This is a genomic window from Poriferisphaera corsica, assembly GCF_007747445.1.
GTDB lineage: Bacteria > Planctomycetota > Phycisphaerae > Phycisphaerales > Phycisphaeraceae > Poriferisphaera > Poriferisphaera corsica.
In genome coordinates, this window is record NZ_CP036425.1 from 519,355 (window position 1) to 532,942 (window position 13,588).

Consider the following 13,588-nt stretch of genomic DNA (forward strand, 5'->3'; position numbering starts at 1 on the left):
ACTTCCGGGGGGGGATTAGCCTGTGCCGGAAAGTTTGCGGACGGTTTGGTCGAAGTTTTTGACCATCGCATTGAGCATGGCGGCGACGATGAAGAAGTAGCCGGCGGCGGCGATGACGGCGGAGATGGTCATGAAGATGCGAGAGAAGCCGGGGTGCGCGGGGAAGCCGGAGACGTAGTCCCAGGGGTTGATGATCATGAGTGCGGCGGTGGTGGGTGAGAAAGCGTTGAAGGTTGCGCCGAAGATGACGGGTGTGTTGAGTGCGAGGTTGAAGCCGCAGAAGCCAAAGACGAGTGAGACGAGGCCGATGATTGAGACGGAGGGGATGACGGCGCCGAGTACACCTTTGGATTTGAGAGACCAGTACATGCCGGTGGCGACGCAGAGGGCAACGAAGGGGATGAGGACGAGTGCGAGGAGGAGTGCGGACTCGGGAAGCATGAGCATGGCTTCGTTGATGCGTGTGGCGGAGGTTGTGGCGAAGGTTGATTGGTGGGTGTAGATGGCGCCTTGCCAGCCGAAGATTGAGCCGAGGATGCTGTAGACGGAGACGAGTGCGACGGTGAGTACGGGGACGGAGATGAGGAGGATGAGGAACTGGACGAGGCCGCGGAGTTTGCCCCAGACGTATTGTTTTTGGGTCATGGGTGTGGTGAGTAGGAGGTCGAGTGTGCCGTCTTCACGTTCACGGGAGACGCAGCCTGCGGCCATGTAGAGGGCGACGAGTGCGATGATGAGTATTTCCATGAGTAGGAGGATGTAGAGGCCTTGCTTGAAGGTTTCGACGGGGAGCTGGTTGACGCCGGTCATGGTGGTGTTGAGGGTTGGGAGTGAGTTGAAGTGGTAGAGAGCGAGCCAGAGGATGGCGAGGGCGAGGCCGATGACGAGGAAGGCGTAGCGAGAGAGGATGGCGTTGAGTGCGTTGCCACGGGTGTGGGATTCACGCCAAGCGATGGGGTTGCGGCCGGTGACGTGGCGGGGCTTGCGTTTGCGCGCGGCGCCGTCGGGGTTGAGTCGGAGTTTTGATTTGATGTAGATGACGAGTTTGGAGTCGCCGCGGCCGACGTTTCGGAGGACGAGGGCTGACCAGGTGATGAGGGTGAGTGAGGTTAATGAGGTGAGGAAGAGGAATGAGGCGAGGGGTTGGCCGAGGAGGTAGCGTGCGATTGGGCCGTAGGAGGCGAGCATGTCGGGGGTGTGGATTTGGTAGTTGTCGGGGCGTACGAGCGTGTCGAGGACGAGGAGGGGGTGGAAGGGTGTGAGGTAGGTGGTGTAGTTGCCGGGGGTGAGTCGTTGGATGATGAAGGAGTCGAGCATGTATGCGGCGAGGAGGTATGCGGCGATGGAGATGACGAATGTGAAGACGGCTTTGCGGCCGCCGAGTCGCATGACGGAGAGGAAGACGGCGACGGAGCCGACGAAGATGGCGGTGGTTGCGGCGATGGAGAATGCGTAGAAGACGGAGGAGGCGCGGACGCCGCCGAAGATGAGGAGGATGGCGAAGAGTGGTAGGCCTGAGGCGAGGAGTGAGAGGATGAAGAAGAGTCGTCCGATGAGGTTGCCGAGGACGATCTGCATGTTGGTGAGGGGGGTTGTGAGGAGGATGTCGTAGGTTTTGGCGGATTGTTCCTGGGAAATGGCGGCGGCCATGAAGAGGGGAGCGATGAGGCAGACGAGGACGATCTGGCCGTAGGCGATGATTTGGAAGATGGATGAGCCTGATGCGGCGAGGTCGGAGAGGGCGACATTGGAGCCCATGCCTTCACCGGCCATGAGACCGAAGAAAACGATGAGAACGAGTGCGCCGAGATAGCCCATGCGTAGCCAGAGATCGCGCATGCGGACGGAGCCGCCTGAGACGATACGGACGACCATGGGGTTGCCGGGGATCATACGCCAGAGCCAATGGGTCAGAACTTGCATAGTGACATCATAACTTCTGTAAGGGTGGGTGTTAATCGAAAAGGTTGTGCGGGTCGCATGTGTGGGGATGATGAGGTGAGAGGTTGCGTGTGAGGGGTAAGCGGCGTCCGTAGGTAGAGACGTTATTGAGGGGAGGATGTTTCAGGGAATTGGTGGTTGTGAAGAAAATGAAGCATCTGCGGCCAAGTATGATTGCGGCGAGGAATAGGTGGATACTTCACGAGTGGCGGTGGTGGGCTTGAAGGGGATGCGCAAGAGACACATTGAGGGGGGATTAGTCGTGCTGTTCTACGAATTGTGATTTTGCGGTGGCGAGGGTGTGGGTGTCGGTGGTGATTTTGGCTGAGAGGCGATGGAGATTGCGGCGGGATTCGTCGATTTTTGCGGTGACGGTGTATGAGCCAGTGAGGGGGGCGGGGTTGCGGAAGCGGATGTCGAGGGTGGCGGTGACGGCGTGGATGTTGTTGAGGAGGAGGCATTGGGCCATGGCGGAGTCGAGTATTGCAGAGAGGATGCCGCCGTGGAGCTGGTTGGGGAAGCCTTTGAGATGGGGTCGGGGATTGAATGTGGCGGTAACGGTGTTGTCGGGGTTGAGGGTGCAGCGGAGGTTGAGGGAGTGGGGATTGAGTTTGGAACAGATGATGCACTGAGCGTGAAGTTGATCGCGGAGGTTTTCGCCGGCGGGGGGTTCTGGAGGGATGTGTGTGGTGGTCATGGGTTTGGCTTTCAGTGTGAGGCGAGGCGGAGGGTCAAGGTCTGGCGAGAGGGGGGATGAATCACGTTTTACGTTTGCGTATTTTTAGAGTGTTTTTGCGTAAAAACTCATTTGTTGACCAGAAGGTCGATTGTTTGCGAACACTGTGGATCTTTGTCCCAAACACCCTGCCACCAGCGGTGGCAGGCTTGAGGGGAGTACGTCAGATTCAATGTGGTGCGTGTTAGTGATCGCAGTGATGCGGGTGATCGTGGCCGGGACAGACGGAGAGGTCGGCGCTGGAGGGGGCGGCGAGGTGCTGGGCGATGATCTGGGCGGGGTCGTCTTGCGGGGAGGCGGGTTTGACTTGGATGTTACGAGCGAGGAGGCCGTTGAGTGCGCCTTGGCCGAGGCCACCAACGAGGACGAGGTCGATGTTGAGCGAGGAGATCCAGGTGGGGAGGCCGGAGCAGCCGTCGATGGTGCGGGGGAGGGTTTCGGAGTTGGTGATGGCGTTGTTGTCGTCGATGGTGTAGACGGCGAGTGCGTCAGATTTGCCGAAGTGCCGGGAGAAGATGTTGTTTTTGAGTGGGATGGCGATGCGCATGTTGAAGCTCCAAAGAAAAAAGCCGCTGGATGGCCGAGGGATCGGCGGTTCAGGCGGCTGGGTGGTTCAGATTGAATACTAGATGATAAAGCAATCTCGTTAGTTTATGCAAGTGTGTAATTAGGCCTAGAAAGGAGCGAGTGATATACGGATATCATTATATTTAGCGACTATTTATAGGGTTATACCTTAAGTGGATGTTTCGTTTCGTCGATTTTTGAGGAGAGAACAGACCAAATTCCGTCGTAAGCGTCTTGCAGATATGAACAAAAGAGATGTAAGTCGTGATGATTTTGGGGGGAGCCAGCAGGTCGGTGAGTCGCCGGGGTTGTGCAGAAGCTGCTGAGAGATGGAATAAGAAGATCCTGATAGATGGAGGCATGATGATGTCGAGAATTAAATCGCTCTTATCACAGAGTATTGGTGTGCGGATTACGGTGATTGTGTTGGTGTTGATCACGGTTTCGATGGGTGTGTTGTCGTGGATGGCGGTGAGCAAGGCGAGTCGGGCTTTGAATGATCAGGGGGTTGCGAGTGCGAAGCAGACGACGGAATTGATCGTTGCGATGTGTAAGCTGCAGAAGGAGATGATTGGTGCGAAATTGGTGTCGGATTTGCGTGTGGCGGAGGACTTGATGGCGATTGAAGGGGGTGGGCTTGAGCAGTGGGAGGGAGCGATTGGTTTTGAGGAGCAGGTGAAGCAGATTGGGAAGTATGAGGTTCCGCTGATGAAGGTTGGTGGGCGAGAGTTGACGGGTGATTTTGGATTGGTGGATGAGGTGTTAGCGCAGACGGGTTCGACGTGCACGGTGTTTCAGGTGTTGCCGCGGGAGTGGTTGCGTGTGACGACGAATGTGAAGAAGCCGGATGGGAGTCGTGCGGTGGGGACGACATTGGGGAGTGGGTCGCCGGTGTATCAGTATGTGATGGGTGGTGAGACGTATTTTGGTTCGAATATGATTCAGGGTAAGCGTTATGAGACGGCCTATCGGCCGATTAGAGGCGAGGGTGGTGAGGTTGTTGCGGTGTTGTATGTGGGTGTGCCATACGAGCAGTTTAATTCGCTGAAGCAGGCGATGAAGGAGATGAAGATTGGGGAATCAGGGTATGCGTTTGCGGTGAATATGGATGGAGACGCGGTGATTCATCCGACGGTTGAGGGTGAGAATATGAGTGATGCGGCCTTTGTGAAGGAGATGCTGTCGAATGAAGCGGGTGTTACACAGTATGCGTATGATGGGGTTGAGAAGTTGGTGGCCTACGAGCGGTTTGAGCCGTATGGCTGGGTGATTGGTACAGGGTATTCGGTTGAGGAATTGGAAGCGGCTTCGACGCAATTGAAGTATGAAGCGCTGATGATGACGTTGGTGATTTTAGGGATTGGTGCGGTGGTTTGCGTGTGGATGGGGCGCACGATTAGTAAAGGGATTATGCGGGTTGCGGATGCGGTTAATGGGATTGCTGAAGGGGAGGGGGATCTGACAAAGCGACTGGAGGTGACTTCGAAGGATGAGGTGGGTGAATTGTGTCATCGTGTGAATGATTTTATTGGGAATATCCAAGAGATTATTAAAGAGTGTAAGCGTTCGTCGCATGAGGTGGCTTCGTTTGCATCACAGGTGGCGGCGAGTTCGGAAGAGATATCGCAAGGTCTTGAGGAACAGAAGCATCAGACGCAGCAGGTGTCGGCGGGCGTTGAAGAGATGAGCTCGAGTGTGGCGGAGGTGGCGACGCAGTCACAGAGCGCAGCACAGAATGCGATCGATTCGCGGTCACATGCTGAAGAGGGCAAGACGATTGTCAGTGATACGATTGAGTCTATTCATGTCATAGATGGCATTGTGAATAAGACGGGAGATGCGATTGGTCAGTTGGGGAATCGGGCGGATCAGATCGGTGAGATTATTCAAGTGATTAATGATATTGCAGATCAGACGAACTTGTTGGCGCTCAATGCTGCGATTGAAGCGGCAAGAGCGGGTGAGCATGGGCGCGGGTTTGCGGTGGTGGCGGATGAGGTTCGAAAGTTGGCGGATCGTACGACGACGGCGACGGAGCAGATTGAGGAATCGATCAATCAGGTGCAGTCGGATACGCAGCAAGCGGTTAGCCGGATGGCGGAGGGAACGGAGTCGGTGAAGCGTGGTGTTGAACTGGCATCGGGTGCGGGTGATGCGCTTGATCAGATTGTGACGCGGTCGGGTGATGTTGCGGGTGTGATTCAGAATATCGCATCGGCGGCAGAGCAGCAGTCGGGCGCGGCGCTTGCGATTGGTGAAAATGTACAGCAGATTTCAGCGATTGCTGATCAGACGGGGCAAGGCGCGAAGCAGTCGGCGGAGGCGGCGATGGAGCTGAGTGCAAAGAGTAAGCAGCTATTATCGCTGGTTGATCGTTTTAAGGTTTAAATAAGGTATATAGCGATTTCAACAGATGCATGGATGGCTAAGCTTGGACGTTACCCCACACGCAGAGCGTGTGGGCTTGAATTGAATCAATGATGCATTGTTTTGAAAATATGACGAGTAGACATGTGATTTATTTAGGATATACCGCGATTGGAATGATTTAAACGCATATCTTCCAAACACCCTGCCACCGGCGGTGGCAGGCTTGAAACAGAATTGATCAATTCGTTGGTGGTGAAAATTGAAAGTAGACCATCCTTCGAGATGAGAATAGGGCTCACGCTGAGAGGCGTGGGCTTTTTTTGTGTATGAAAAAGAGGTGTGGGGAGATAGAGGGGAAGGGGGGGCTAATCAGGAGATAGGCGGTAGGTTGTTGTTTTGGCGGATGAGGTCACGCTGGTTGTAGAGATGCCATGCGTAGAAGGTTTGGGCGATGGCGTAGGCGAAGATGGCGGAGCCGACGGTGTCGGAGAGGTAGTGACCGCGTGTGAGGATGCGGGTGATGGCACAGCCGATTGCGAAGAGATAGAGGACAGGTGCAGTTTTTGGGAAGAGTTTGGCGAGGATGAAAGCGGCGGCAAATGCGATGATGGCGTGTGATGAGGGGAAGGAGAGGCCGCCGGTGTCGAGGAAGTCGTGGGTGGTTGAGTTGAAGGGGCGGTATTCGTAGAGGTGTGTAGAGTTGGTGGGGGGAGTGAGGTAGTCGGAGTAGTATTTGTAGGGTCGCATGCGGCGGACGAGGAACTTGATGATTTCGGCGATGATGCCAGCCGAGACGGTGGTGAAGATGAGGAGCAGGCCGCGTGATGCGCAGACGGTGCGGTTGAATTTTGGGAGGTATTTGTGTGTGTCGTGGAGGATGATTGCGATGGCAACGGCGATCCAGAAGGGGAGGAAGCCCATGATGCGGAGCATGCGATAGGAGTCGGAGTCTTGCCACTTTTGGAAGCCGTTGTTGTCGATGGCGATGCGGTAGAGCGTGATGTCGAAGACGTGTGCGATGGCGAGTGTGATGATGGAGATGGTGAGAAAAATGATGAGGTGCTTGAAGTTGATTTTCAAGGAGAGCGGCGAGCGGAGATTGTCGGGGTTGATTGGCTTCATGTGATAGTCAGGTTAGCGAGGAAGGTGTGTGCGGTCTAGTGTCGTATGGGTTGTGATTGCGGATTGAGTTGTTGGTTGGTGAAGGTGTTGAGTTTTGGTGGAGAGGTTGGGCCTTGGAAGTTTGAGCCGATCATGAGTCGGTAGGTTGAGGAGGAGGTGGGGATGGCGGAGTCTTTGATGTTGGCGAAGCTGAATTCTTTGCGCCATTTTTCAGGTGTCAGGCCGATGAGAATGGCGGTGCGGTTGTGGAGTGATGGGTTGAGGAGATTTGTGTCTGCGAAGCGGTCGTAGTCGGTGGGGCGTTCGCCGTAGTAGTGTTGTGCGCTGAAGATTGTGGGTTGGCCTGGGAGGTAGAAAGCGAGGCGTGCGGTTTTTTGGTAGTTGTCGGTGATGATGATGGGTGCTTGGCCGGTTTGTTGGGTGGTGAGTTCGATTTGTTTTTGGATTTGAGCGGCGTCTTGTTTGAGGCCGGTGACGCGGCGCATGCCGGAGAGGTTGGGATAGATGTATGAGAGGTAGGGTGCGGACATGATAATGAAAGCGGCGACTGAGCCCCAGCCGATGGCGAAGTGGAAGTTTGCTTGCCATGGGTTGGAAGGTTTTTTGCCGGGCTTGTTGTTGGCTTTCCAGTCTTTGAGGCGTTTGGTGTAGTCGAGGAGTTGTGGGACAGCGGGCAGCGCGATGAGGGGGAGGAGGGTGAGGTAGCCAGCAACGGGCCAATTGGGCTGGACTTTTTTGACGAATGCAACGGCGAGGTAGAAGAGGATGACGGGGAGGGCGGCGTAGAGGAGGAAGCACGCATCTAACCAAAGGTTAGGATTTTCGTTGCGCTGTTTTTTGATTAGTCGGTAAGAGATGAAGGTGAGGATGACGAGTGGGATGCCGAAGGCGCCGACTTGTGTGCCGATCATTTCGAGGGGGTTGAGGATGAGCTTTTGGACGGTGAAGAATGAGGGGGCTTGTTCGATAACGCGGTCACCGCCTTCGACGCCGAGATGTCCGACGAGGTGTTTGACGGTGATCCAGTCGTGTTGTGCGTTCCAGATGAAGACAGGTGAGATGGTGATGAGGAGGATGATCGTGGCGGGGATGAGTGGGAGTAGGTTTTTGGGTTTGAATGTTTGGAGGGGTTTGTGGTGGATGAGTGCGAAGAGGATGAGGCCGGGGATGAGAAGGAGGATGGTGTATTTATAGAGGAAACCGAGGCCGATGATGAAGGCGGCGAGTTGGTAGAGGAGGAATGGGGATTGGTTTTGTTGTTGTTTTTTGAAGGCTTTGAGTGTGAAGAATGATGCGATGATCCAGCAGGCGAAGAAAGGTTCGTCGATGGTCATAAACTGGCCGGCGGCGAAGAAGGGCGGGCATAGGGCGACGAGTGCAGCGGCGAAGAAGCCGGGGCGTTGATCGTTGTTGGCGATGAGGGTGGTGAGCCTGGCGGCGGTGAGCATGATGATGGCGAAGGCGATGAGTGCTGGGAGTTTGACGGTCCAGGTGTATGAGCCAAGGAGTTTGGTAGAGGCGAAGATGGTCCATGCGACGCCGGGGCCTTTGGTGAAATATGAGAGGGAGAGGTGTCTGGACCAGTCCCAGTATTGCGCTTCGTCGCCTGCGAGTTCATAGGGTGAGAGCAAGAGCAGGTAGAGGAGTCGAATGAGGAAGATTGCGATGGTGAGGAGGATTGTGTTTTTCCAGTTGGCCCATGGGAAGGCGGCTTGCAGGTGTGCAAGATGGTTGTCGGGCAGGGGTTGTGTGTTGGGGGATTGATCCTCATGCATGGTAGATATGATATCGGAAGATAGGTGTGAGGTGGGAGACGGGGGAAGAGTGAGGTTGAATGAGAGAAGGTTGAGGGGCTTTAGGGGGAAAGCATTAGAGGTGAGCCGGGGTTGTTTGAGGGATAAATTTTAGCTGAGTCTATGGGGTGGAAATGTGGGATTGGGTCTGGATATATGGCCGATAAGTGGGTTAAGGCAGGATCATAAGCAAAGGCATGGAATCGGGTTTAGGTTCTTTGGTTCATGATAAGCGACAATGGTGCGATATGTGCAGGCGATGTGAGACAGTACTGCTGACGGTTGTGCTGTGCTTTTGCTTGGGTGGGGAAGTCGCAGGGTTTGAGTCGGTGGCGAGTGATGGGAAGAGCCGCGCGAAAGTGAAGGTGGATGCGAAGGCGGCTAAGGATGGGACTGATCAGAAAGATGAGCAGGGGAATAAGCCGAGCCAAGATGGGGATGTAAAGACAGATGATGCGAAATCGGATGACGATAAGAAAGATGATGAATCGGATGGGGGTGGGGCAGATGATAAGAAGAAAGATGATGACGATGATGGCGGGGGAGATGATGATGCGAAAGCTAATGTGCCAACGCAGCAGGCGCCGGCGATTATGCCGAAGACGCGGAAGCGTGTGCCGATCAATTTGAATCCCTTGTTGATTGATACGCCGGTGCCGGAGATTCGGAATCCGTGGGAAGATTTTAAGTTTATGTTTTTAGAAGATTATCGTGTGCGATCTAATATTTATGACACGATTTTTTTTCAGCAAGCTTCGGAAGTCATGGGTGGTGGGCCGAAAGATCAGACGTTTAATCGATTGGATGTTGGTTTGATTTGGGAGGTGTTGGCGCACAGACCGGAGACGTATCCGTTTATTGGTAATGGATGGGTTGAGTTTTTGCTGCGAAGTGGTGTGAATATTGATCATACGAGTCGATTTTTTAATTTGAGTGAGGAATCAGGTGTTCTGTCGCCAGTGAACTCGTTGTTTCAGCAGAACAATGTGTCGTGGAATATTATCTCGTACACGCAGAGCCTTTTTAAAGATGAGGTGTTTTTTACGGTGGGGAGGATTCACCCGAATCAGTATATTGCGTTGTTGACGGTAGCGAACGATGAGTCGTTGCAGTTTTTGAATTTAGCGTTTGATGGGGGATCGGTGATTCCGCAGATTGGTACGTATGCACCGGCATTGGCGATACAGGTGTTGCCAAACGATTGGTTTTCGTTTCATGGTGTGGTTGTGAACAATGATGGGGGGCCGGGTGTTACGGGGTTGAATACGTTGGGGAATGGTAATTACACTTTTATGGCGGATTTGATATTTAAGCCAAATATAAAGGGGGTTGGGCGAGGGCGGTGGCACTTGATCGCGTGGCAGTCGGAGGTTGAGGATAATGCGGCTGGGGGTGTGTCGACGATCATTGAACAGCATTTTGGTGGTGGGATTGTGGCGTTTTTTCGGTATGGGTATGGGAATCATGCGGTAGCGCCGGCGAAGCAACAGGTGGCGGCAGGTGTGACGATCTTGGGGGCGATGAATCGGATTGGTGATATGTTTGGTGCGGCGGTGGCGTGGACAGATCCGTCGTCAGCAGATGAGCGACAAGAGACGGTATTTGAGGTTTTTTATCGTGTGCAGATTACGAACTACATGCAGATAACACCGGATTTTCAGGTGGTTTTTAATCCGGCGGACAATCCGACATCTGATCCGCTTTATTTCTGGGGGATTCGTTTGAGGACTCAGTTTTAGAACGCCTTGCGTGATGGCTATTAATCAGGCAAATTGCTCTGGTGGCAATCATTCTTGTGTGATACTAAGTCTTGTTGCGTTTGGTGCAGAACGTTTAAGTTTCAAACACCCTGCCACCGGCGGTGGCAGGCTTGAGAAGGATTAGTCAGAATGAATTGTGATTAATTCAGAGTCAGTTGGATATTGATATGAAAAAACGCTGCGAGTTGCAGCGTTTTGATTTTTCGTTCTGTGTAGCGGTTGATTAGATTGTTTAATTGAGTTGTAGGTGGTTGTTTATGAGGAAGTGTTACTGGGGAGAGTGATTTAAAAGTCGTAGACGAGTGAACCGTAGTATTTGAGGTCTGAGCGTTTGGGGTTGCTGTCGGTGGTTAGGGTGTTGTATTCGTGAAGGAGGCCGAATTTTAGGGAGAGGCCTGTGAGTGTATCCATTTTGATTTTCCAGTCGAGGCTGGAGATGGCGCGATAGTCTTTGAGTGTGTCGGAGACGTCGGGGATGAATTGAGTTGAGCCGGTGATGGTGTTGTTATCGTTCATGTTCCAAGAGCCGTTGAGGCCGAGGGTTACTTCGGGGACAAACTTTTCATCGACGTCGCCGAAGTTGTAGGCAAAGCCGGAACCGATTTGGGTTTTGAGTTTGAATTTATCGGTGTCGTAGATTTGGTAACCGAGGCCGGTGTTGGGTGCGATGCGGTGACGGAAGGCTTGGAAGGTGTCGTAGTCGTAGCGGGTTTGTGCGAAGATGAAGAGTTTGGAGTTTGTGAATTTCCAGTCGCGTGTGAGTTGGGCGAAGGCTTGGTTTTTGTTTTCTTTGCCGTCGGCTTTGCCGTAGAAGAAGGCGGAGTCGAAGTCCCAGCGGCGGTCATCGTTTTCGAATTTGGCTTTGAATCCGCCGTTTAAGTTAGAGGTTTGGGAGTTGCCTTCGTTGCCGTTGAAGCCGAGTTGGATGGATTTTTCCCAGTCTTCGAGGAAGGTGAATCTAAAGGGTTTGAATTGTTCTTCAGTTTCTTTGAGTAGCGCTTCGGTGTCGGCTTTGGCGGCTTCTCTGGCTAGGGTTTGTTTTTTTTGTTCAGCTTTTTGTTCTGGGGTGGGTTGTGGTTTGGTGAGTTGCTTGGTGAGTGCGGTTGCGGTGATGGAGCCGGTGGAGAGTTTTGGAGATTCGATATTTTCAGTCGGGATGATGAGTTGGCCAAGGAGTGGGTGTTGGACGATGACGCCTTGTGGGGTGACTTCTTTGATGACTGCGGAGAGGGTGTCGCCATTGGTGAGGACGATGGTTTCAGCTGAGAGGGCTGAGGTGATGAGCAGCGAGGCGGCTAGCGATAGGATGGCGAGGCGTTTCATGGGGTAAAGATCCAAGCTTAAGGATTGCTGAAGAATATTGATGCGATTGATTTATAAGGTGGAATCCTGAAGAACGCAACTTAGTCGCGGTAGGGTATTAAAAAAGGCTGCAAAGGCAGCCTTTTCGTGTTCTTGTGGTCGGATATGGCTTATGCCTTGGAGCGAATATCCCAGCTATTGAGCAAGGCTTCGGTATCGATGTCAGGGTTGGCGTGCTTCATTGCAGCAGCGACAAGACCAAGGAACATCGGTTGTGGGTTGAGAGGGCGGCTGGTGAGTTCGGGGTGGAACTGTGCGCCGATGAAGTAGGGGTGTGTGTCTTTGGGTAGTTCGAGTATTTGCATGATGGGTTGCTCGGGATGACGGCCAGAGAAGATGAGACCGTTGGATTCGAGCTTTTCGATGAAGTTGGGGTCGACTTCGTAGCGATGGCGGAAGCGTTCACGGATGGTGAAGCCGTCGGCGTGAGGTTTGGAGGTGTAGTGATCGTCGTAGAGCTTGGCGGCGAGTGTTTGTGGTTTGACAAGGACGTCTTTGCCGCCGAGTCGCATGTTGCCGCCGAGACCTTCGATTTGTTTTTGTTCAGGGAGAAAGTCGATGACGGGTGCTGCGGTTTTTTGGTCGAATTCGGTGGAAGCAGCGTCTTTGAGATTGCAGACGTTGCGGGCGAATTCGACGACAGCCATTTGGAAGCCGAGACAAATGCCGAGGTATGGGACTTTGTTTTCACGGCAGTATTTGATGCATGCGATTTTGGATTCTGTGCCGCGATGTCCGAAGCCGCCGGGTACGACGATGCCGTCGAATTTTTTGAGTGCAGCGGGGATGTCGTCGGGCGCGATTTGTGTGGTGTCGAGCCAATCGAGTTCGATGTCTGCGCCGAGGTGTGTGGCGCAATGTTCGATGGCTTTGTCGATGGAGGCGTATGCGTCGCGGAGAGCGGCGTATTTGCCGGTGATACCGATTTTGATTTTGTGTGGGCGTTTGCTGTTGAGTTTTTTGATGTAGTTGCGCCAGCTGATGCGTGCTTCGTCTTCATGTACGACGTTGACGCGGTCGTGGAGGTTGAGCATGGTGAGGATTTGTGAGTCGAGGCCGGACTCGCGCATGGCATCGGGGATGGAGTAGATGGAATCGCGGTCATGCATGGAGAAAACGCGCTTGATGGGCACGTTTGAGAACATGGCGATTTTCTGGCATGCGGATGCTTCGACAGGTTTTTGAGCGCGGACAGCGATGATGTCAGGCTGGATGCCTGCTTCCATGAGTTTTTTGAGGCCGAGCTGTGCGGCTTTGGACTTTTGCTCGCCGAGGGCAGGGGGCTCGATGACGTAAGTGAGTGCCACGAAGGAGACGGCTTTTTCGCCCTCTTCGAAGGCGAGTTCGCGGAGTGCTTCGATATAGAAGGAGTTTTCGTAGTCGCCAACTGTGCCGCCGACTTCGATGAAGATGACGTCTGCACGCTGCTTGAGGGCGAGTTCACGTAGGCGGTATTTCACCTCGCCGGTGACGTGTGGGATCATTTGAACGTCACGGCCGAGATATCCGCCAGAGCGTTCACGGTCGAGGACGGTGCGGTAGATTTGGCCGGATGTGGTGTAATTGTCACGTGTGAGATTTTGGTCGAGGATGCGTTCGTAGGTCCCGAGGTCCATGTCGGTTTCGAGGCCGTCATCGAGGACGAAGACTTCGCCATGACGGTATGGGTTGAGGGTACCGGAGTCGATGTTGAGATAGCCTTCCATTTTGATTGGAGCGATGGAGAGGCCTTTATCTTTGAGTAATTTGGCGAGGGAGGATGAGAAAATCCCTTTGCCGAGTCCGGAAATGACGGTTCCAAGGACGACGACGTACTTGTGGCGGCCTTTGATGTAGCCCTCGGGGATGGGGTTGAAAAACTCCGAGTCCTGAGTTTGGTGGCCAGCCTTGGTGAGTAGGTCTTGTGTGTCTTGGTTGGTTTGTTTGGTGGGCATGTC

9 protein-coding genes are annotated in these 13,588 nt (G+C 53.7%); 2 read left to right on the forward strand and 7 right to left on the reverse strand.

The window, feature by feature from the left end:
* Nucleotides 1-15 precede the first annotated feature (15 nt).
* From KS4_RS02050 to KS4_RS02060, 3 genes are all read right to left on the reverse strand, one after another.
* Nucleotides 16-1,923 (reverse strand): ABC transporter permease subunit, encoded by a 1,908-nt coding sequence (locus tag KS4_RS02050; RefSeq protein WP_145073927.1) that lies wholly within the window; start codon nucleotides 1,921-1,923, stop codon nucleotides 16-18.
* 274 nt (nucleotides 1,924-2,197) lie between these two features.
* A complete protein-coding gene (locus KS4_RS02055; RefSeq protein ID WP_145073930.1) occupies nucleotides 2,198-2,638 on the reverse strand; it encodes a PaaI family thioesterase in 441 nt (146 codons plus the stop codon).
* 223 nt (nucleotides 2,639-2,861) lie between these two features.
* A complete protein-coding gene (locus tag KS4_RS02060; protein ID WP_145073933.1) occupies nucleotides 2,862-3,224 on the reverse strand; it encodes a NifB/NifX family molybdenum-iron cluster-binding protein in 363 nt (120 codons plus the stop codon).
* A 386-nt stretch (nucleotides 3,225-3,610) separates the two neighbouring features.
* On the opposite strand from KS4_RS02060, the gene KS4_RS02065 reads away from it, so the two are divergent.
* Nucleotides 3,611-5,632, forward strand: a complete 2,022-nt coding sequence (locus KS4_RS02065) for a methyl-accepting chemotaxis protein (RefSeq protein WP_200761472.1) — start codon at nucleotides 3,611-3,613, stop codon at nucleotides 5,630-5,632.
* 351 nt (nucleotides 5,633-5,983) lie between these two features.
* On the opposite strand, the gene KS4_RS02070 is transcribed toward KS4_RS02065, so the two are convergent.
* Entirely contained in the window at nucleotides 5,984-6,736 is a 753-nt protein-coding gene (locus KS4_RS02070) for a phosphatase PAP2 family protein (RefSeq protein ID WP_145073939.1), read from the reverse strand.
* 35 nt (nucleotides 6,737-6,771) lie between these two features.
* Nucleotides 6,772-8,511, reverse strand: coding sequence for an ArnT family glycosyltransferase (locus tag KS4_RS02075; RefSeq protein WP_145073942.1), 1,740 nt, complete (start codon nucleotides 8,509-8,511; stop codon nucleotides 6,772-6,774).
* Nucleotides 8,512-8,726: 215 nt separating this feature from the next.
* Here KS4_RS02075 and KS4_RS02080 point away from each other — a divergent pair, with 215 nt between their 5' ends.
* Nucleotides 8,727-10,268 carry a carbohydrate porin gene (locus KS4_RS02080; protein ID WP_145073945.1) on the forward strand — a complete coding sequence of 514 codons (1,542 nt, stop codon included), beginning with the start codon at nucleotides 8,727-8,729 and terminating at the stop codon, nucleotides 10,266-10,268.
* Nucleotides 10,269-10,574: 306 nt separating this feature from the next.
* Here KS4_RS02080 and KS4_RS02085 read toward each other — a convergent pair whose 3' ends face one another.
* Together KS4_RS02085 and KS4_RS02090 are read right to left on the reverse strand one after the other, a co-directional pair.
* Nucleotides 10,575-11,612 (reverse strand): DUF481 domain-containing protein, encoded by a 1,038-nt coding sequence (locus KS4_RS02085; RefSeq protein WP_145073948.1) that lies wholly within the window; start codon nucleotides 11,610-11,612, stop codon nucleotides 10,575-10,577.
* A 149-nt stretch (nucleotides 11,613-11,761) separates the two neighbouring features.
* A complete protein-coding gene (locus KS4_RS02090) occupies nucleotides 11,762-13,585 on the reverse strand; it encodes a CTP synthase (RefSeq protein WP_145073951.1) in 1,824 nt (607 codons plus the stop codon).
* Between the last annotated feature and the right edge of the window lie 3 nt (nucleotides 13,586-13,588).